This window comes from Pelagibacterium nitratireducens (assembly GCF_037044555.1).
Taxonomy (GTDB): domain Bacteria; phylum Pseudomonadota; class Alphaproteobacteria; order Rhizobiales; family Devosiaceae; genus Pelagibacterium; species Pelagibacterium nitratireducens.
In genome coordinates, this window is record NZ_CP146275.1 from 1,768,560 (window position 1) to 1,789,187 (window position 20,628).

16 protein-coding genes and 1 riboswitch are annotated in these 20,628 nt (G+C 59.6%); of the genes, 10 read left to right on the plus strand and 6 right to left on the minus strand.

Annotation, left to right across the window (positions count from 1 at the left end; all coding sequences use genetic code 11):
• Positions 1-113 precede the first annotated feature (113 nt).
• A complete protein-coding gene (gene purN / locus V6617_RS08910; protein WP_338610546.1) occupies positions 114-707 on the minus strand; it encodes a phosphoribosylglycinamide formyltransferase in 594 nt (197 codons plus the stop codon).
• On the minus strand, positions 704-1,780 hold the full coding sequence (purM, locus tag V6617_RS08915; protein ID WP_338610548.1) for a phosphoribosylformylglycinamidine cyclo-ligase: 1,077 nt from the start codon (positions 1,778-1,780) through the stop codon (positions 704-706). Before purM ends, purN begins: the two co-directional genes overlap by 4 nt.
• Before the next feature lie 127 nt (positions 1,781-1,907).
• On the opposite strand from purM, the gene V6617_RS08920 reads away from it, so the two are divergent.
• Genes V6617_RS08920 through V6617_RS08935 form a run of 4 tightly spaced genes read left to right on the plus strand, consistent with a single transcriptional unit; the run spans position 1,908 to position 7,444 of the window.
• Positions 1,908-3,023: an AI-2E family transporter gene (locus V6617_RS08920; RefSeq protein WP_338610550.1), complete on the plus strand. Its 1,116-nt coding sequence runs from the start codon at positions 1,908-1,910 to the stop codon at positions 3,021-3,023.
• 4 nt (positions 3,024-3,027) lie between these two features.
• On the plus strand, positions 3,028-3,705 hold the full coding sequence (locus tag V6617_RS08925; protein WP_338610552.1) for an HdaA/DnaA family protein: 678 nt from the start codon (positions 3,028-3,030) through the stop codon (positions 3,703-3,705).
• A gap of 20 nt (positions 3,706-3,725) precedes the next feature.
• A complete protein-coding gene (locus tag V6617_RS08930) occupies positions 3,726-5,906 on the plus strand; it encodes an RNA degradosome polyphosphate kinase (RefSeq protein ID WP_338610554.1) in 2,181 nt (726 codons plus the stop codon).
• Positions 5,903-7,444 (plus strand): Ppx/GppA phosphatase family protein, encoded by a 1,542-nt coding sequence (locus V6617_RS08935; protein WP_338610555.1) that lies wholly within the window; start codon positions 5,903-5,905, stop codon positions 7,442-7,444. The genes V6617_RS08930 and V6617_RS08935 overlap by 4 nt, the downstream gene beginning before the upstream one ends.
• Positions 7,445-7,447: 3 nt before the next feature.
• Here the strand turns inward: V6617_RS08935 and rnd are convergent, their stop codons facing one another.
• Positions 7,448-8,608, minus strand: a complete 1,161-nt coding sequence (gene rnd / locus V6617_RS08940; protein ID WP_338610557.1) for a ribonuclease D — start codon at positions 8,606-8,608, stop codon at positions 7,448-7,450.
• A gap of 153 nt (positions 8,609-8,761) precedes the next feature.
• Here rnd and aspS point away from each other — a divergent pair, with 153 nt between their 5' ends.
• The 3 genes from aspS to V6617_RS08955 all read left to right on the plus strand — a co-directional run bounded on the left by aspS (position 8,762) and on the right by V6617_RS08955 (position 14,633).
• Entirely contained in the window at positions 8,762-10,546 is a 1,785-nt protein-coding gene (aspS, locus tag V6617_RS08945; RefSeq protein WP_338610559.1) for an aspartate--tRNA ligase, read from the plus strand.
• A 91-nt stretch (positions 10,547-10,637) separates the two neighbouring features.
• The gene (locus V6617_RS08950; protein ID WP_338610561.1) at positions 10,638-12,227 is read left to right on the plus strand and encodes an EAL domain-containing protein; all 1,590 of its coding nucleotides are present in this window, start codon (positions 10,638-10,640) and stop codon (positions 12,225-12,227) included.
• A gap of 123 nt (positions 12,228-12,350) precedes the next feature.
• Entirely contained in the window at positions 12,351-14,633 is a 2,283-nt protein-coding gene (locus V6617_RS08955; protein WP_338610563.1) for an NADP-dependent malic enzyme, read from the plus strand.
• Between the two features lie 47 nt (positions 14,634-14,680).
• Here the strand turns inward: V6617_RS08955 and V6617_RS08960 are convergent, their stop codons facing one another.
• The 3 genes from V6617_RS08960 to V6617_RS08970 all read right to left on the minus strand — a co-directional run bounded on the left by V6617_RS08960 (position 14,681) and on the right by V6617_RS08970 (position 17,478).
• Positions 14,681-16,159 carry an AMP nucleosidase gene (locus V6617_RS08960; RefSeq protein WP_338610565.1) on the minus strand — a complete coding sequence of 493 codons (1,479 nt, stop codon included), beginning with the start codon at positions 16,157-16,159 and terminating at the stop codon, positions 14,681-14,683.
• A gap of 278 nt (positions 16,160-16,437) precedes the next feature.
• Positions 16,438-16,860, minus strand: a complete 423-nt coding sequence (locus V6617_RS08965) for a DUF1801 domain-containing protein (RefSeq protein ID WP_338610567.1) — start codon at positions 16,858-16,860, stop codon at positions 16,438-16,440.
• Between the two features lie 12 nt (positions 16,861-16,872).
• Entirely contained in the window at positions 16,873-17,478 is a 606-nt protein-coding gene (locus V6617_RS08970) for a DUF1176 domain-containing protein (RefSeq protein WP_338610569.1), read from the minus strand.
• 105 nt (positions 17,479-17,583) lie between these two features.
• A riboswitch (TPP riboswitch) is annotated at positions 17,584-17,695 on the plus strand.
• Between V6617_RS08970 and V6617_RS08975 the strand changes: the two genes are divergently transcribed.
• The 3 genes from V6617_RS08975 to V6617_RS08985 all read left to right on the plus strand — a co-directional run bounded on the left by V6617_RS08975 (position 17,686) and on the right by V6617_RS08985 (position 20,627).
• Positions 17,686-18,303 (plus strand): YkoF family thiamine/hydroxymethylpyrimidine-binding protein, encoded by a 618-nt coding sequence (locus V6617_RS08975; protein ID WP_338610570.1) that lies wholly within the window; start codon positions 17,686-17,688, stop codon positions 18,301-18,303. Its footprint overlaps the riboswitch before it by 10 nt.
• Positions 18,304-18,366: 63 nt before the next feature.
• A complete protein-coding gene (locus V6617_RS08980; RefSeq protein ID WP_338610571.1) occupies positions 18,367-18,981 on the plus strand; it encodes an ECF transporter S component in 615 nt (204 codons plus the stop codon).
• On the plus strand, positions 18,978-20,627 hold the full coding sequence (locus V6617_RS08985; RefSeq protein WP_338610572.1) for an ABC transporter ATP-binding protein: 1,650 nt from the start codon (positions 18,978-18,980) through the stop codon (positions 20,625-20,627). The genes V6617_RS08980 and V6617_RS08985 overlap by 4 nt, the downstream gene beginning before the upstream one ends.
• Position 20,628 lies beyond the last annotated feature (1 nt).

Here is a 20,628-nt window from a genome sequence, read left to right on the forward strand (position 1 = left end):
ATTGTGCCTACAGGTGGAAGACCGGAACGCTACGCCTTTGCCGGCGCGATGTCGAAGCAGTTATGGAAATGACACCTATCAAATCGGGTGATCCGAACCACCCGATTTTGACGTCAGCCGCGATAGGCAACCGCTCCGGATGCAAGCAGGGCCAGAGCCTTGGGATAGAGCTTGTGTTCCTCCGCCAGCACCCGGGCAGCCAACGTCTCGGGGGTATCGCCCGGCGCGATGGGCACGCGGGCCTGCAGGATGGCAGGGCCCTCATCAAGGCCCGGTGTCACGAAATGGACGGTACAACCTGCCTCGAGCGCGCCATCGGAAATGGCCCGTGCGTGGGTGTCGAGCCCCTTGTAGGCGGGCAGGAGCGAGGGATGGATGTTGATGGCCTTTCCCTGCCAGTGCGTCGTGAACTCGGCCGTCAGAATACGCATGAAGCCGGCAAGGCAGATGTAATCGACGGCCCAGCCCTCAAGGATCCGGGTCAGCGCATTTTCGAAATCGAGACGGCTCTCAAAGCTGCTCTGCGCGAGGTTGGCCGTCTCGATCCCCTCGGCGCGGGCCGTTTGCAGGCCCGGTGCCGCGGCGCGATTGGAAAAGACGCCGACGATTTCGGCGGGATATTGTGGAGCCTTGGCGGCTTCGATCAAGGCCGTCATGTTCGAGCCGCGCCCGGAAATAAGGACGGCGACGCGCTTTTTGGCGCTCATAGGGAGAGGGCACCGGTAAATTCAACGGCATCACCGCTGCGCTCGACCAGTTCGCCAACGATGCTGGCGGTTTCGCCGTGGCTTTCGAGTTTGGCGACGAGTGCTTCGGCATCCCCGGCACTCACGGCGACCAGCATGCCGACACCGCAATTGAAGGTGCGCAGCATTTCCCGCTCGGCAATCCCGCCCTGTCTGGAAAGCCAGCCAAAGACTTTCGGCGTCGATACCGCATCGAGATCGACGCGCGCCGCCAGCGTTTGGGGCAGGACGCGGGGGATGTTTTCCTGAAATCCGCCACCGGTGATATGGGCCAGCGCCTTGATGTTCAGACCCGAGCGGATTGCATCGAGCAGCGGCCTGACGTAGATTTTCGTGGGCACGAGCAGCGCGGCGCCAAGGCTGGATTCGGGCGCAAAGGGTGCTGGATCGGACCAGGCAAGGCCGGACATGTCCACGATCTTGCGGACCAGCGAATAGCCGTTCGAGTGCACGCCGGACGAAGCGATGGCGACGAGTTTGTCCCCGGCACCAATATCGGTACGGGGCAGGAGGCTGCCGCGTTCCGCGGCGCCCACGGCAAAGCCGGCGAGGTCGTAATCGCCACCGTGATACATGCCAGGCATTTCAGCGGTTTCCCCACCGATCAGCGCGCATCCCGCCTGACGGCACCCTTCGGCAATGCCTTCGACGATGGCAGTGCCCTGGGCCACGTCAAGCGCGCCGGTGGCGAAGTAATCGAGGAAAAACAGCGGTTCGGCACCCTGGACGACGAGGTCGTTGACGCACATGGCGACAAGATCGATGCCGACGGTATCGTGGATGCCGGCATCAATCGCGATCCGCAGCTTGGTTCCGACGCCATCATTGGCAGCGACCAGTACGGGATCGGTGAACCCGGCCGCCTTGAGATCGAACAGACCGCCGAAACCGCCGATTTCCCCATCTGCGCCCGGGCGGCGGGTCGACTTGACTGCCGGCTTGATGGCTTCGACGAGCGCGTTTCCCGCGTCGATATCGACTCCGGCCTGCTTGTAGGAAAGGCCGTTCGAGGGCAGGTTTGTGTCGTCGGACATTTGAATACGCCATCCCCAGTGATGCGCCCTTGTGAGGGGCGGCATCAGATTAACGTTGATCGGCCCGGTCGGGCTCTATATTTCGGAAGGCTGATACCGGCTCGCAACGCTACACGCAAGGACTGCCATGTCACTGAGGAACCAGATCACCTTCTGGATCGCACTGTTAGTCGTTCTGGGGGTCCTGTTGTGGGTCTTCCGCGGCATTCTGCTGCCATTCGTTCTCGGCATCACGCTGGCCTATCTGCTCAACCCGTTCGTCGACTGGCTTCAGAGCCGCAAGTTCCATCGCGGGTTTGCAACGCTGATTGTGATGCTGCTGGCCATGCTGGCGCTGCTGGCTGTCTTCCTGCTTATTGTTCCGCTCCTGCTTCAGCAGGCTTTCGGGCTGGCGCGCAACATTCCCACCTATGTCCAGCAGTTGCAGGTGTTCATCGAGAACATGATCCCGCGGCTCGAGCAATGGCTCGGTCCCGAACGGATGCAGGAACTCGAGCGCGGCATCGAACAGATGTTTGCCGATGGCATCGGCATGCTCACCGGCTTTACCGGGCAGGTGATGCAGCAATCGATGAGCATCATAAATACGATCGGCATCATCGTCGTAACCCCGGTCGTGGCTTTCTATCTCCTTCTCGATTGGGACCGGATGGTGGCCAGCGTGGATAGCCTGTTTCCACCGGCGCACCGCGCCGAGATGCACGCGCTGTTTAAGGACATGGACATAGCCCTTGCCGGTTTTGTTCGCGGGCAGGGCGCCGTGGTGGGGATATTGGCAATATTTTATGCCGTGTCGCTGTCGCTGGCGGGGCTGAGCTTTGGTCTCGCCATCGGATTGATGGCCGGGCTTTTCAGCTTCATCCCCTATGTCGGCGCATTGATCGGGTTTGTGCTTTCGATGGGCATTGCCCTCGTGCAGTTCTGGCCCGAATGGCCCATGATGGCTGTGATCCTGGCGATTTTTCTCGTCGGCCAGTTTCTCGAAGGCAATATTTTGTACCCCAAACTCGTGGGATCGAGCATTGGTGTTCATCCCGTTTGGCTGATGTTCTCGCTTTTTGCCTTTGCCGTCCTCTTCGGGGCGCTGGGGGTCTTGATTGCCGTGCCACTGGCGGCCATCTGTGGTGTGCTCGTCCGTTGGGCTGTTCGCAAATACAAGCAAAGCCCCATCTACGATTCACCGACTGCAATGATTGCTCCGCAGAAGGCTGGCGCCGATGCAAGCCCAAAAGAAATCTCCTAGCACCTTGTCCCCGCTGACAAAGGAACAGCTTATTCTCGATCTCGGGCACGATGTTGCCCAGACCGAGGATGATTTCATGGTGTGTGCCGGCAACGAGATGGCTTTCGGACATGTGATGGCGTTCCCCGACTGGGCCGCTCCCATGACGCTGGTGGTCGGAGCCGCCAAATCGGGCAAGTCGCATCTGGCACGGATATGGGCGAGGCGGGCCGGTGCAGCCATCATGCGGCCCGATATTGCCGAAACATTCGCCACAGAGGGCGGACGGCAACCGGTTCTGGTGGAAGATGCGGATCGGAACGGATATGAGGAAGCGGAGCTTTTTCATTTGCTCAACCAATCCATGCGCGACGAGCGGCCTCTATTGATGACGGCCAGGACTCAGGTAAACGAATGGCCCTACAAGACCAATGACGTCAAATCGCGTGTCCGGCTGGCCGCGCACTTTTCGCTCACGGCGCCCGATGACATCTTGTTGTCGCAGATGTTCGTGAAGTTGTTCGCCGACAGGCAGTTGTCGGTCGATCCGAAAGTAATCTCCTATCTGGTGGGCCGCATGGAGCGCTCGTCGGAGGAAGTGGTCGCTCTGGTCGAGCTTCTCGACAGGCTGTCACTGTCACGGGGGCGGGCAATCACGCGGGCCATTGCGGCCGAAGCGCTGGTAATCCGCTCGGAACGCTAGGCGACCGGGAAAGGTGAAAAATGGACGATATGGCCCATGACCAGCATTTGAGCGACGAGGCAGCGCCCGATATCGAGGCATTGCGGTCGAGCCCTGCGCGGTTTGTAAACCGCGAGGTGAGCTGGCTGCAGTTCAACATGCGGGTGCTCGAAGAAGCGGCCAATCCCAATCACCCACTGCTGGAAAGGCTGCGGTTCGTCTCGATTTCGGCCAACAATCTCGACGAGTTCTTCATGGTGCGCGTCGCCGGTCTGAAAGGGCAATTGCGGGCGGGTCTGCCGCGCGAAAGCGCCGATGGCATGACGCCGAGCGAGCAGATCGAGGAGATCACGACGCTTGCCCAGCATCTGCACCTCGAACAGCAGGATCAGTGGCAGTCTATTCGCGACGAGTTGTTCGAGCAGAACATCATTCTGCATGAAGCCGCGGATCTCACGCCGGAGCAGGTTGAATTCCTGCAAAAGATTTTCCGGGAAGAGATTTTTCCGGTGTTGACGCCGATTGCCATCGATCCGGCTCACCCCTTCCCGTTCATTCCCAATCTCGGGTTCTCTCTGGCCTTCCAACTCGACCGAGCGACTGACAATTCGCGCCTGACCGCACTGGTGCGCATACCGTCCAACCTCGACCGTTTCATAAAGCTGCCCACCAAGGCGATTTCGGATCGGCGCGTCGAGATGGTGACTGTCGAGACGATGGTCCAGATCTTCTTCCACAAGATATTTCCCGGCTACAACATCGTCGGGCACGGGTCGTTCCGGATCGTTCGTGACAGCGAAATCGAAATCGACGATGAGGCAGCCGATCTGGTCGTCGAGTTCGAATCGGCACTGCGTCAGCGTCGTCGCGGCCAGGTGATAAGGCTGGAAATCGAGCGGTCCATGCCGCGTTCGCTCAAGCGGCTTATCGCTGAAGAACTGGGCATTACGGCCGAGGATACGTTCGAGGTCGATGGCTTTATGGCGCTCGCCGACGCGGGCAAGATTTGCGATCTGGATCGGCCAGAGCTGAAGTTTCCGCGCTACCACGCCCGCTTTCCCGAGCGCATCCGTGACCATCACGGTGATTGTTTTGCCGCGATCCAGGAAAAGGACATTGTTGTCCACCACCCTTACGAGAGTTTCGATGTCGTTGCGCAGTTTGTCGCCCAGGCGGCACGCGATCCCGACGTTGTGGCGATCAAGCAGACGCTTTACCGCACGTCCAAGGACTCGCCGATCGTCAAGGCCCTGATAGCGGCGGCCGAAATGGGTAAATCGGTCACCGCGCTGGTCGAACTCAAGGCACGGTTCGACGAGGAAGCCAACATCCGCTGGGCGCGTGATCTTGAACGGGCCGGCGTGCAGGTGGTCTTCGGGTTCATAGAGCTCAAGACCCACGCCAAGCTCAGCCAGGTCGTGCGGCGCGAGAAGGGCAAGCTGGTTTCCTATTGCCACGTCGGGACGGGCAACTACCACCCGGTAACGGCCAAAATTTATACCGATCTGTCCTACTTTACCGCCGATCCGATCATCACGCGTGACGTTGCACGGGTGTTCAACTTCATCACCGGCTATGCACGCCCCAGTGAACTCGAAGCCATCGCCATTTCGCCGTTCGCGTTGCGGGCGACTTTGATGGAACATATCGCAACCGAGATCGAATTGGCGCGCCGGGGCGAGCCCGCTGCCATCTGGTTCAAATGCAACGCACTGGTCGATCCCGAGCTCATTGATGCCCTTTACGAGGCCAGTCAGGCCGGCGTGAAGGTCGAGCTGGTGGTGCGCGGGATATGTTGTTTGCGGCCTGGTATTCCGGGCTTTTCTGACAATATCCGCGTCAAGTCCATCGTCGGGCGGTTCCTTGAGCATTCCCGAATTTATTGCTTTGGCAATGGTGGCGAGATGCCATCGCGCGACGCGGCGGTCTATATTTCTTCGGCAGATCTGATGCCGCGCAATCTGGACTGGCGTGTCGAAACGCTGGTGCCTATTAAGAACCGGACCGTGCACAGGCAGATTCTCGACCGCATCATGGTGGCCAACCTTCGCGACAACCAGCAAAGCTGGGAGGTCCTGCCGGATGGTACTGCCCAGCGCATTGTGCCTGGCGATGGAGAAGAGGCATTCAACGCGCACGACTATTTCATGACCAATCCATCCCTGTCGGGACGCGGGAGCGCGTTGCACGGGGATAGCGACGACGAGGACAGTGATCTTTGATTCGATTCTGGAGCCTTGAATCCGACCCGGCCGGGCAGGGCCGCCTTTCAGGGGCCAAGCCCGTTGCGGTGCTCGACATCGGCTCGAACTCGGTGCGTCTTGTTGTTTACGAGCGCCTCGCGCGCGCTTTGACGGTTCTCTACAATGAGAAGTCCTCGTCCACGCTCGGGCGCGGGGTGGCCGCCACTGGGCGGCTGGCCGAGACCTCGATGGCCAGCGCCCTGAAGGCCATAAGGCGGTTTGCGCTGGTCTGCCGTTTGACTGAAGTCGGCGACATTTACGCCATCGCGACATCGGCCACCCGGGAGGCTGAAAACGGGCCGGAATTTGCACGGGCCGTCGAGGATATCATAGGTGTGCCGGTGCGGGTGCTCAGCGGCTCTGAAGAAGCCCACTATGCGGCCCTTGGGCTTGTCTCGGGTATGCCCGAGTTCGTGGGAGTGGTGGGTGATCTGGGCGGTGGTAGCCTGGAACTGGCCATGGTGGATGGCGGGCAAGATACCGGTGGGGAGACCCACGAATTGGGCGTCATCAGGCTTCAGGACGACACCCAGATGACAGCGACCAAGGCGTCGGGGATCATCCGGGAGCGCCTCAAGTCGTCCAAGCTGCTCGAACCGGGACGATACAAATCTTTTGCGGCCATCGGTGGTACGTGGCGTGCGTTGGCCAAATTGCATCAGGCCCGGTGCAACTATCCTTTGCATATGGTGCAGGATTACGTGGTCAGTACGGCGGACATCCTGCCCTTGTGCGAAGCACTGATTGAGGGCAATGGCGACAAGAAACTGGTCAAGGGCATCGAAACGGTATCGGGGTCGCGAAAGGATCTTCTGCCCTACGGTGCGGCCGTTCTGGCGGAAGTGTTGCGGGCCGGAGACTTCGATGAAGTCGTCTTTTCGGCACAGGGCGTACGTGAGGGCTATCTTTACGACAGGCTCCCAGACTCTGAAAAGGAAATCGATCCACTGCTGCAGGCTGCAGCGGAAATTTCCATGCTGCGTTCGCGGGCGCCTGAATTTTCGGGCGATCTTATCGATGGCAGCGGGGCATTGTTCAATCTGATCGGAGCTCAGGAAAGCACCGATGAGGAAAGATTGCGCAAGGCTGCGTGCTATATTTCCGATATCGGTTGGCGGGCACATCCGGACTATCGGGGCGAACAAAGCATCCAGATGGTGGCCTTTTCCGACATTGTCGGGATCAGTCACGCCGGTCGGGCTTTTCTCGCTCAAACCCTGGCGTTCCGCTACATGGGCTTTAAGCAAAAAAGCACCAATGCCAAGCTGCTTGAACTTTCTGGCAAGGATTTGGGGCCAAGGGCGCGATTGATCGCTGCCTATTTTCGGGTCGCTTATCCGCTGGCGGCAGCCATGCCGGGAATTCTGCCGCGCACCCGGTTCTCGGTGGATGGCAAAACACTCGAATTGCACCTGCCTGCCGACCTGGCGTTTCTGGACGGCGACAGGATGCGCGGGCGCCAACGCCAACTGGCCACTGAGGCAGGGTTCAAGGATGGCACAATAAGGGTCGATTGACCCTTATTCGGCAAGGTCGACGGACACTTCGACCACACCTTTGCGCGTCGCGGCCAGAGCCATGCGACCGTGCTTGATCGCCAGGGCCTTTTCGCCAAACAGCTTGCGGCGCCAGCCTTTGAGGGCAGGCACGTCGGCGTTGTCGTCAAGCACAATGGCATCGATGTCATCGGAACTGGCGATGATGCGGGTTGCAACGCCGTTGGTGTCGGCAACGGCCTTGAGCCAAACTCGAAGCAGGTCGCCGACTGCGCCTTTGGGTGAAGGTCCGCGGGGGCGTTCGGCGATCTTGGGCAGGCTCGATTTGTCCGCCGCTTCCACCGATTTGATGATGGCGATCAACTCTCCAGCAGCCGACGACCGGCCATAGCCACGCGGTACGGCGCGAAGCTTTTCAAAGGCATCGGGTGTGGTGGGGCGCTGGATCGCCAACTCGGCGATGGCGTCGTCCTTGAGGATCCGGCCACGTGGCTGGTCGTTTTCCTGAGCGCGGCGTTCGCGCCAGGCGGCAATGGCTTGAAGGGCGGCCAGGTCGCGGGGCTTGTTGACCCTGGCCTTAACCCGCTTCCAGGCGACTTCGGGCTGGATAACGTAGGTATCGACGCTTTCCAGTACGGCCATTTCGTCGGCGACCCAGGCGCCCCGGCGCGTTTTTTCGATTTCAGTGCGCAGTTGCGCATAGATGTCGCGCAGATGGGTGACATCGGCCAGAGCGTAGCTGAGCTGCTTTTCGGTCAGTGGGCGGTGCGACCAGTCCGTAAAGCGTGAACTCTTGTCGATCTGCTCGCCGACCACGGAGCGCACCAGATTGTCATAGGAGACCGAATCGCCATGGCCGCACACGCTGGCGGCAACCTGCGTATCGAAGATGGGGTGGGGAACGACGCCGAACAGCTTTACGAAGATTTCGATATCCTGCCTTGCGGCATGGAATACTTTTGTCACATGCCGGTCCGCAAGAAGTTCTGCGAACGGCGCCAGATCGATGTCATCGGCGAGGGGGTCGATGATGACCGCCCGGTCGGTGGTGGCAGCCTGAATGAGGCAAAGCTTCGGCCAGTATGTCGTTTCGCGCAAGAATTCGGTATCGACGGTCACGAAATCATAGGTCGCAGCGTCCTTGCAGAACGCTTCCAGCGCCCGCGTCGAAGTGATGACCTGCATTGAGTCGGTATCCAGTTCAAAAATAATGGGATGTCTGTTATCAGCATTGTTGTCCCACCGCAAAGTGCCATGGCGCATCATGCTTGACATTGGGCCCGTCACATGCGCTTTTCCGGCACAAATTCCCACTCCGTTCTCGAAAGACTTGTTGTGATGCATCGCTATCGTTCGCACACCTGTGCCCAACTCAAAAAGGCAGATGTTGGCTCGACCGCTCGGCTGTCAGGATGGGTGCATCGCATTCGAGATCATGGCGGGCTGCTGTTTCTGGACCTGCGCGACCATTATGGATTGACCCAGTGTGTGATCGATCCGGACTCGCCCGCTTTCAAGCTGGCCGAAACCGTTCGGGCCGAATGGGTCATTCGCGTGGACGGCGAGGTCAAGGCGCGTACGCCGGAAACCACAAACAAGAATCTGCCGACCGGCGAGATCGAGGTTTTCATCCGCGACATTGAAGTGCTGGGCAAATCCGCAGAGCTGCCCTTGCCGGTGTTCGGGGAGCCCGACTATCCCGAAGACACCCGCTTGCGTTATCGCTTTATCGATTTGCGCCGCGAGACCTTGCACGCCAACATCGTCAAGCGTTCCCAAATTATCGCCGACATGCGCCGTCGCATGAACGAGATCGGCTTTGGGGAATACTCAACGCCGATCCTGACCGCCTCGTCGCCCGAAGGTGCCCGTGATTTTCTCGTGCCGAGCCGTATCCACCCGGGCAAGTTCTTCGCTCTGCCGCAGGCGCCGCAGCAGTACAAGCAATTGCTTATGGTGGCCGGGTTCGATCGGTATTTCCAGATTGCCCCGTGCTTCCGCGACGAGGACCCGCGCGCCGATCGGCTGCCGGGTGAGTTCTATCAGCTCGATGTTGAAATGAGCTTTGTGACCCAGGAAGAAGTTTGGGACACAATGGAGCCGGTCATTCGCGGCGTGTTCGAGGAATTTACCGAAGGCAAGAAAGTTACCGGGGAATTTCCGCGTATTCCCTATGATGTGGCAATCCGCAAGTACGGTTCGGACAAGCCCGACCTGCGCAACCCGATCGAGATGGACGATGTTACCGAGCATTTCCGCGATTCAGGTTTCAAGGTTTTCGCCAATCAGATAGCGGGCGATCCCAAGGTCGAGGTTTGGGCCATTCCGGCCCCGACAGGTGGATCGCGTGCGTTCTGCGACCGCATGAACGCCTGGGCGCAAGGTGAGGGCCAGCCGGGCCTGGGCTATATCTTCTTTAAGGATGGGGCCGGTTCGGGGCCGATCGCCAAGAACATCGGTGAGGAGCGCACGGATGCCATTCGTGCTCAACTCGGCCTCAAGGATGGCGATGCCGTGTTCTTCGTCTGCGGCGTCCCTTCCAAGTTCCATAGCTTTGCCGGTGCTGCCCGCACCAAGGTTGGTACCGATCTCGAACTTCTCGATCTCGATAGCTATGCGTTGTGCTGGATCGTCGATTTCCCGTTCTATGAGTGGGACGAAGAAGAAAAGAAGTTCGAGTTCGCGCACAACCCCTTTTCGATGCCCCAGGGCGGTCGCGAGGCGCTGGATGGCGAGGATCCGCTGTCGATCAAGGCCTATCAGTACGACGCCGTCTGCAACGGCTTTGAAATCGCCTCGGGTTCGATCCGTAATCAGGAGCCTGAAACCATGGTCGCCGCCTTCGAGAAGGTGGGGCTGTCGCGCCAGGACGTCGAGGATCGGTTTGGAGGACTGTACCGTGCGTTCCAGTATGGTGCCCCGCCGCATGGCGGCATGGCTGCGGGCATCGACCGTATCGTCATGCTGTTGTGCGGTGTTCAAAACCTGCGTGAGATCACTCTGTTCCCGATGAACCAGCAGGCGGAAGACCTGCTTATGGGCGCACCGAGCGAGGCATCGCCCAGACAGTTGCGTGAGCTTCATTTGCGGCTCAACTTGCCGGCGGACAAGAAGAACGCCTGATGTATGCGGCGTAATGCGCCCGATTTAATGCGTAGTTAAAGTGTTGCCCGGTAGGGTCGAATTTGAGGGTTCGATACTTCCGGGCATTTTTTTGCGATCGCGTTTTTCACAAATTGTGCTGCTCGTCGTCGCACTGCTGGCGTTTCTGCCGGTGGTGGCGGTTGACCATGTCATCGACGGATACGTCATGGCACGGGAAACAACCGCGCTTCAGACGACGGTCGATGCCATCACCCACGATTCCCAGCTCACGGTTCACGAGGGCATTCAATCGCTCAGACGTATTCTGGCGAACAGCCCGTCACTGTGCGCTGCAACGTTTGTGGACAACGTCAACACTGAACTTCAATCCAATCCGTTTTTGCGACAGGTGATCGTGCAGAATAGTGATGGCGTGCAATACTGCTCTGCGTTCGGGCATGCGGTGCAGTACCGTGTGCTGTCCGAAAATCTTACAATTCCGGGCCATACTGAAACGCTCAGCGTTGTGGCCATCGATGGCATAGAGACGCCGCTGCTCAAGATAACCCAGGCGTTCGGACGCGAGCGTACCGTCTCGGCGCTCGTGCTGGCCTCACCGATGCTCATGAGAAACGATGTCCCGCTTCTCGGCCAGATCAGCTATTTGCAGGTCGCTCTGACAAGCGGCAGTTCAATCCTGCTGCGGGGAGACGAGCGGATCGGGCAAGGGGCCGGTCGGGACGACTATATTTTCGCGCGTTCATTTGCTGGTGAAATACCGCTCAAGGCCGAAGCCGGGGTTTCATTTTCTCAAGTTCGTTCCGGTTATTCGCCGCTCGATATCGGATTTACGGTTGCTGCATGTTTCATGGGCGGGCTCATTTTGGTTCTGGCGATCCAATATGCACGCAAGGCCGATATCGTTGCCTTCGACCTCGAACGCGCCATTATCGCCGGTGAGATGAAGCCCTATTACCAACCGGTCATCAATCTCAGGACCGGAAAGCTCATAGGCTGTGAGGTCCTCATCCGGTGGGTGAAGAAAAACGGTGAAGTCATTCCGCCGGGGGTCTTTATCGATTACGCGGAGATGTCGGGGCTGGCCATTCCTATGACATTGAGCCTGATGGAGCAGGTCCGCTACGACCTGGAGGACATCTGCCGTGAAGTTCCGGATTTCAAGGTGTCGATCAATCTGTTCGAGGGCCATTTTCGGGACGGATCGATTGTGGAGGACATTCAGTCGGTCTTTGAAGGCAGCGGCATCTCCTATCGTCAACTCGTCTTCGAAATTACCGAGCGCAGGCCGCTTGACGATCGCAATGCTGCAAACCGGGTCATGACGGCGATGCACAAGCTGGGGGTTCGGATCGCCATGGATGACGCGGGCACCGGGCATTCAAATCTCGCGTATCTTCAAACGCTGGGCATCGACATCATCAAGATCGACAAGATTTTCGTCGAAATGATACGGGACGCCAACCAGCCCGTTCCGGTGGTCGATGCCCTGATATCGATGGCCAAGGACCTTGATATCGATATCATAGCCGAAGGCGTCGAAACCCAGGAGCAAGCACTCTATCTTCGGTCCAAGAACGTGGTTTTTGCCCAGGGCTATCTTTTCGCCCCGCCGTTGAAACTGTCATCGTTTCTCGTTCTGGCCAGTGCCCTCAGACCGAGCAGTCGGGAAAGCAATCTCGAGCCGGGGCTGGCAGCCTGATTTGCCGATGTATTGTTTCGGCCTTTAAGCGGAATTTTCCGTTCGCAGAAAAGATAGGTCTGCAAGCCTTCCATTTTGGTGCGATTGGTGGCAGTTATCTCGCCGCTAATCCGAGGAGACGGCATGACGGACGAACCGCGCGATCCGCAGAAGGCACTTAAAGACGCTGCCCTGCATTTCCACCAGCATCCCAAGCCCGGCAAGATCGAGATTGTCCCGACCAAGCCGCTGGCAAACCAGCGCGATCTGGCGCTTGCCTATTCGCCCGGGGTCGCGGCACCGTGCGAGGAAATTGCTGCAGATCCGGAAACGGCGGCGCTCTACACTTCGCTTGGCAATCTTGTGGCGGTCATTTCCAATGGTACCGCAGTTCTCGGCCTGGGGAATATCGGAGCACTGGCATCCAAGCCGGTGATGGAAGGCAAGGCGGTTCTGTTCAAGAAATTTGCCGGTATCGATTCCATCGACATCGAGATTGACGAGCAGGATCCAAAGAAATTCATTGAAACCGTAGCGCCGATGTGGCCCTCGTTCGGCGGCATCAATCTTGAAGACATCAAGGCGCCCGATTGTTTCGAAATTGAGGAAGCCTTGCGGGAGCGTATGTCGATCCCGGTCTTTCATGACGATCAGCACGGAACGGCGATCATCGTTGCCGCCGCTGTCCTTAATGGGCTCAAGATTGCCGGTAAGGACATTTCGGACGCCAAGATCTGCACTTCGGGAGCCGGTGCGGCGGCGATTGCCTGCCTGAACATGCTGATTGCAGTTGGCGCAAAGCGGGAAAACATATGGGTTGCCGACCGCGAAGGTCTGGTGACGACGCGGCGTGACAATTCGGTCGACCGCTGGCGTGGCGCTTTCGCGCAAGACAGCGACAAGACCGCGCTGGCCGAGGTGATGCAGGGCGCTGACATTTTCCTTGGGCTTTCCGCGGCCGGCGCGCTCAAGCGGGAGATGCTCAAGGACATGGCGGAAAACCCGCTGATCCTCGCGCTGTCCAACCCCGTTCCGGAAATCATGCCCGAAATCGCTCAGGAAGAGCGTCCCGACGCGATGATCTGCACCGGGCGGTCCGATTATCCCAACCAGGTCAACAACGTCCTGTGTTTCCCGTTCATCTTTCGCGGCGCGCTCGATGTCGGCGCCACCACGATCAACGAGGAGATGAAGGCCGCGGCCGCTCACGCCATCGCAAAGCTCGCCCATGAGCCTGTCCTCGAGTCGGTGCCGGGCGCCCCGTCGACCTTCGGGCGGGATTACCTTATTCCCAATCCGTTCGATCAGCGCCTCATTTTGCGTATCGCGCCCGCTGTGGCCAAGGCCGCCATGGACTCAGGCGTTGCGCGTCGTCCAGTCGCCGATTTTGATGCCTACAAGGACAGTCTCAACCGCTTCGTTTTCCGCTCGGGCATGGTGATGAAGCCTATGATCGAACGCGCCAAGGGCGCCGGTCAGCGGGTCGCATTTGCCGATGGCGAAGACGAGCGCGTATTGCGGGCCACGCAAGTGGTGCTCGAAGAAGGAATCGCGCAGCCCATACTCATCGGGCGGCCGTTCGTTATCGAGCAGCGTATCGAACGCTTCGGGCTGCAGCTGACGCCGGGCAAGGATTTCGAGATCATCAATCCCGAAGACGATCCGCGCTATAAGGAATATGTCTCCGAGTTCCATTCGCTCGTCGGTCGTTCGGGCGTCACACCCGACACGGCGCGGACCATCGTGCGCACCAACACCACGGTTATCGGCGCTCTTGCCGTCAAGCGCGGCGATGCCGATGGTCTTATCTGCGGTCTTCAGGGCCGCTACATCAAGCATGTTCGCGATATCAAATCGGTCGTCGGCCTTTCGGACGGCGTTTCGGACGTCTCGGCTCTCTCGATGCTTATCATGCCGCGCGGGGCATTTTTCCTTGCGGACACTTACGTGAACATGGATCCGAGCGCCGACGAGATCGTTTCGATCACCTTGCAGGCGCGCGATCATCTCAAGCGCTTCAATATCGAGGCCAGGGCGGCCCTGCTGAGCTACTCGAACTTCGGATCGCGTGAAGGCACCACATCACACAAGATGAAAGAGGCCTACGACAAGCTCAAACGCGTGGCCCCCGACCTCATCGTTGAGGGCGAAATGCAAGGCGACTTGGCGCTTAACCAGGGGTTGCGTGAACGCTACATTCCCGACTCGGTCCTCAAGGGCGAAGCCAACCTTCTGGTGTTCCCGAACCTTGAAAGCGCGAATCTTTCCATGACCTTGCTGAAAGAACTCAACAACGCACTTCCGGTCGGGCCGATCCTGATGGGCACGCGGAACCCGGCGCATATTCTGGCGCCGTCGGTAACCAGCCGTGGGATCGTGAACATGACCGCGATCACTGCCAATGAGAGTCTGGCGCTCAAACGCTGAGGCAGGATTTTCCGGGCTTATGAGGAGGGCGCCAGAGGCGCCCTTTCTTATTGGAATGCCGTTTCGGCAAAGGATCGCAGCTTGCGCGAGTGCAGTCTTTCGACCGGCTGATTGCGCAGGATCTCCATGGCCTTGAGGCCAATCAGCAGGTGCCGGTTGACCTGGGTGCGATAGAAGTCCGAGGCCATGCCCGGGAGCTTGAGTTCGCCATGCAGGGGTTTGTCGGATACGCAGAGCAGGGTTCCGTAGGGAACGCGAAAGCGAAATCCATTGGCAGCGATAGTGGCGCTCTCCATGTCCAGCGCGATGGCGCGCGATTGTGACAAACGGCGAGTGATCTCGCTCTGGTCGCGCAACTCCCAGTTGCGGTTGTCGATGGTAAACACCGTTCCCGTCCGCATGATGGTCTTGGTTTCGAGCCCTTCAAGGTGGGTGACCTCGGCCACGGCCTCCTGCAGTGCGAGCTGGATTTCGGCCAGTGCAGGAATAGGGACCGTCACAGGCAAATCGTCGTCGAGAACGTGATCTTCGCGCACGTAAGCGTGGGCCAGAACGTAGTCGCCCAAGGACTGAGAGTTGCGCAGGCCGGCACAGTGGCCGAGCATCAGCCAGGCATGTGGACGCAGAACGGCGATGTGGTCTGTCGCCGTTTTGGCGTTGGAGGGGCCGACGCCGATATTGATCATCGTGATGCCACGTCCGTTCGGCGCGGTCAGGTGATAAGCGGGCATCTGGGGCTGGCGGGCCGGGAGCGTGCCTTCAGTGCCGCCGCCGAGCCGGGAGTTGGTGGTTATCACATTGCCCGGTTCGACAAAGCTTTCATAGAATTCGTGGCCTTCGCTCATCCACTGATGGGCGAGGCGGGTGAATTCCTCAATATAGAACTGGTAGTTGGTAAAGATCACGAAATTCTGGAAGTGATCGGGGACCGTGCCGGTGTAGTGGTTGAGTCGGTGCAGCGAATAATCGACGCGCGGTCCGGTGAAAGCGGCAAGCGGGTAGGGGCCGCCCGAGGGCGGAATGAAGGTGCCATTGGCGATCTCGTCATCCATATGCGCCAGATCGGGGACATCAAACAGATCGCGCAGCGGCACGCCGATATCGAGGAGCGTGTCGCCTTCGACCCGTTCCTTGGGATCGACGGCGAAATGAAGCGGAATGGGGGTTTCAGACTCCCCGACCTCTATTTTGCCGCCGTGGTTCTTGAGGATCAGCGAGAAGTTCTCGATCAGGTATTTGTGAAAAAGCGCCGGCTGGGTCAGCGTCGTCTGGTAGAGGCCGGGGCTGTGCAGGAAACCATAGGCGAGACGCGAACTGGCCTGCTGCTGGAAACTGGTGGAAAGGACCTGCACCTTGGGGTAGTGGGCCCGGATTTTGCCCGGTGGCACCTGGCCCTTGGTGAGGTTGAGCAGATGGTCGCGGATGAAGCCCGTGTTGCGATCATAGATTTCGCAGACATACTCCCAGGCCTTGACCGGATCGGAGAAGGATTTCAGCGGTATGGCGGGCGGAGTGATGAGTTTCATGCGCTAGTCCTGTTCTTGTTTTTGGTTTTAACCCCAAGGCATGCCAGTTTCGGCTTCGCCGTGCAATGCTCTGCGATCCAATCAGCATTTTATCACAGTTCGGTGATTGGGCCTTTTGTCGCCGCAATGGCACCCGATATTGAAGGTGTCTGCTGGACTGGCAAACGAGCCCATGCACTAGCGGACACAAGCTTCCGCTGTAGTCCCCCAAGCCCTCAACAGCGCGGCGGAAGCGTTTATGGAGACCGCAGTCGTCCGCCCGGCGCTGCGGTCTCTTCTTATCTGGTGGGGTAGGCCGCCTTCATGTCGTGGACCGACCGCCGAATGATCTCTTCGAGAACATCAAAGTCGATATCGGCCAACTTCTTGATATAGAGACAGGATTTTCCCATGGAGTGCTTGCCCAGCCTGGCCATGAGGGATTCATAGTTCGAGAATCCAGGCATCACGTAGAGCGTGAGATTTGCCTTGCGGGGCGAAAATCCGGTGATGGGCCAATCGGCGGGTTTTTTGGTCGTATTGACGTAGGTGTAGGTGCCGAAGCCAACGATCGAGGAACCCCACAGGACGGGTTCGGCACCGGTTACCGTGCGCATCATTTCGACGATGGTCCAGCAGTCCTGCCGCTTCTGATCGGTTTCGACAGCGTCGATGAATTGGGAAACTTTCCGGTCGGTTGGGCGGGTCTTGAGTTCTGACATGGCACGCGGTTCCTATTTGAAACGCACGAGGGTTTCGGGATTGGCCTCGCCATCATACTGCGCATCGACCTCGTAGCGGATAAGTACGAACTGACCCTCATCGAAGGTCCAGGTTCCCGCTGAGAAAGCGTCGCCAAGGCCGCGCCAAAGGGCGTGAGAGGTGATGGTCATGCTGTCGGGGTCAAATTCGGAATTGGTAAGCAACAGCTGGGTGCCGTAGCCTGTCATCGGCATATCGAGGACCGCGCCCTCGAAATCATCATTTTCATACACGACGTCGAACTGGGGCGTGGCAAAGGCCACCGGCACCAAGCCCTCATACTCGGTTTCGAGATAGTACATGTGGTTGACGTTGTAAGCGCCAGAACCGCAGAAGAATTTGTAGAGTGTGGCGGTCTGTGGGGTGTCCGAATATTCGGGCTCCCAGCTCAGATCCCAACTCTCGTTCGCGTAATATTCCGCGGCGGCGGAGTCTTCGAGCCCATAGCACAGTTCGGGAAAGCTCTGTGAAAAACGCGCAAAGGCGTCTTTTTCGCTTCCGGCTTCCTGCTGCGCGAAGCCGATCGCCGGTAAGGCGCTTATAAGGATGGCTGCTATTGCAAATCGGGTGTTTCGCACGGTTGGGCCTTTCCTGAAACAGGTGCATAGAGTGCCGGAAAACGGTGTTCTCTCAAAGCGGGAAGTTCCCGTTGCGACACGATCCAAAGTTGTGCTACCCATCGAGTCGTTCGACAGGGGTGCTCCGTATGGCCGGGGCTGAGAGGACGGCGCAAAGCCATCTAACCCTAAAGCTGATCTGGATAATACCAGCGGAGCGAGGCGAAGATGAAGTGCGGCGCACAACTCTCCCTTTATGTCATGGCGGACGATTTCGTTCGCGTAATTCTGTCCTCTCTCGACGCAATTGCGCCCTATAGGGACCGCTTGCGCATAGAGACCGACGATATCTCGACGCTTGTCGTCGGTCCGCCAGAGTTGATTTTTCCAACCATGCGCGAATTGTTCGTTGCGGCAGCGCGGAGCGGGCATCATGTGGCGATGCATGCCACCATCTCGCGCGGGTGTCCGGGAGAACCGGACATGGACATCTGCTCGCCCGAGCAGCCGTCGGCTTTCGATGAAGACCTTGAAAGGCGCAAGACGCACGCGGCGCAGGCCGTGACCGATGCGCCCTCGACTGGCCAGCGGGTTACCGTGCAGTTTTCGCTCTATCCACTGGGCCCGGCCGATTACATGGACGAAATCTACGGCTGCATCGATTTCCTGAAAGCCTCGCCGGTGTTCGACAGGGCGAAGAACTATTGCACAAGGTTGGCCGGCGACGCCGGGCCCGTTTTTGAGGCCCTTTCGCAGGCATGGCTCAGTTTCGGCGACCCGAGTGCACATGTCGCGATCGATCTGACCGCTTCGGCCAACAGCCCGTCCAAGGACGCCGCTGCGTAACTTGTCCGTGGGGCGCGGCCCCGCGGCGCTTTTTCCGACATCGTTATCAAAGGAGGACAGCAAATGTCCGATTTCGCTTCGCATTCGTGGCGCTGGACGCTGCGCGAAACCCTTGTCGTTGCCGTTTTCGGCGCCGCGTTCGCCGTGTTGTATCTGGCCTGGGTTCAGGTCTGGCTGGTCAGTCAGGCAGCGTTCGGGCCGGTGACCATGGATGTCTTCATGGGGTTCTGGTTCTCTGCCTCCATCGTTGCCGCCGCCATCGTCCGCAAACCCGGGGTGGCGCTGATGGCCGAGGTGCTCGCGGCCGGGGTCGAGATACTGCTGGGCAGTCCGGCGGGCATCGGTCTGCTGATCGCCGCAGTTGTGCAGGGGCTGGGGGCGGAACTGGTTTTTGCGGCGCTGGGCTGGAAGCACTACCGGCTGCCGGTGCTGATCGCTGCGGGGATGGGCGCTTCGGTGACGAGCTTTGTCTATAACTGGTTCCTGTTCGACTACGGCGCGCTTGAGCCCTGGCTGGTTGGGGCCATGTTTGTCATCCGGCTTGTCAGCGGGGCCGTGTTGGCTGGGGTTGTGGGTCACCTGATTGTCGAGGCTCTCTATCGTACGGGCGTGCTCAGAGGGCTGCGCATCGATATCGAGCGTCGCGGCGCTGGATTTGCGGCGCAGGCAGCCCAATGACCATGGCGCAATGGGAGGGGGTATCGATCCGATATCCCTTCGCCACCGACGATGCGGTGGGGCCGGTCGATATCGATGTCGAGCAGGGAGAGCGCGTTCTTGTGCTCGGACCGTCGGGCTCGGGGAAATCTTCGCTCATGCTTGCGCTGACGGGGCTGATTCCGAATGCCGTTCCGGCGATCGTTGCGGGGTGGATCAAACTGAATGGCGCCGACGTTGCCAGTCGCAGTGCGGCCCAATGGGCCGATACGGTGGCGCAATATTTCCAGAACGCAGACGAAACACTGTGCGGCATGCGTGTGGGTGAGGAGATTGCCTTTGCGCTGGAGAACCAGGGAATGGATCCGGCAACGATCACCGCGCGAACTGCTGACGTTCTCGATCGGCTCGGTTTGCCGCAGGCGTGGCAGGGCCGGCGCAGTTCTACGCTGTCCGGCGGCGAGCGCCAGCTCGTCGCACTGGCTTCGGTGCTGGCGCAGGAGACACCGGTTCTGATCGCCGACGAGCCAACCTCGCATCTGAGCCCGGCGGCGACCGCCAAGGTGCATGGTCTGCTGTCGGAGCGGGAGACGTTTGACGCTGTGGTGGTCATCGACCATCGGCTCGACGGGTTGATCGACGCTATCGACCGCGTTGTGGTGCTTGGCGAGGACGGCGCAGTGCTGGCGGATATGCCGCCGGGGCCGCTGTTTCGGGAGCGCGGGCAGGACCTTGTGCAAGCCGGTATCTGGCGGCCCGGCTTTTCGGCGCTCGATGACATGCTCGGCGCGATCGGGCTTGCCGCCGAGCAGGCCCCGCTGTCCTTTGCGGATGTGCTGGCACCATTCGATCCAGGTGTCGGCGATGATGCGGCCGTAGCGGCGGCCGGTGTCGTTGCGCAGCGATACATAGAGCAGCGCATCAGCGTTCCCTCGGCGGGCGGCAAGGTTGTTGCGTCCCTCAGGCAGGCCGATTGCGCCCCGCCAATGGGGCGCGCTGTTCTCAAGGACATAGATCTCGACATCCGAGAGGGGGAGATTGTGGGGCTGATCGGACCCAATGGGGCGGGCAAGACGACACTGGCGGCGAGCCTGGCCGGCGTGCTGCGGTTGCGCGCGGGGCATCGGGAGGGGCCAATGGCAGGCATCGCCTTCCAGAACCCGGAGGCCCAGCTTGTGGCGGCGAGCGTGCGGGAGGAAATTCTGGGGGCGATGGACGGGGGCGGGGATTGCCAGGCTGTGCTTGAGCAATGGGGGCTTGCCGGGTTTGCAGAGCGGCATCCGTTCGAGCTCTCGTTCGGACAGAAGCGCCGGCTGGCGCTGGCGAGCCTGGATGCAGGTGGGCGTTGGCCGTTCGTGGTCTTCGATGAACCGTTTTCGGGACTGGACGCTGCGGGGGCGGCGATGGTTGCAGAGCATCTTCTTGCGCTGAAGGAAAAGGGGAAGGGCGTGGTGCTCGTCACGCACGACATGGACATGGCGGTGAAGCTGTGTGACCGGATCGCGGTGATCGCCGATGGCGGGATACTGGCCGAAGGCAAGCCCCTGGACATTCTGGGCGATGCCGCCGTGACGGAGGCGGCGGGGCTTGCGCGGCCGACTTTTGCGCCGGTGCTCGACTGGCTGGAGCGGGTGGGATTGGCGGCGCGGATGCGGGCGGCGGGGTGAG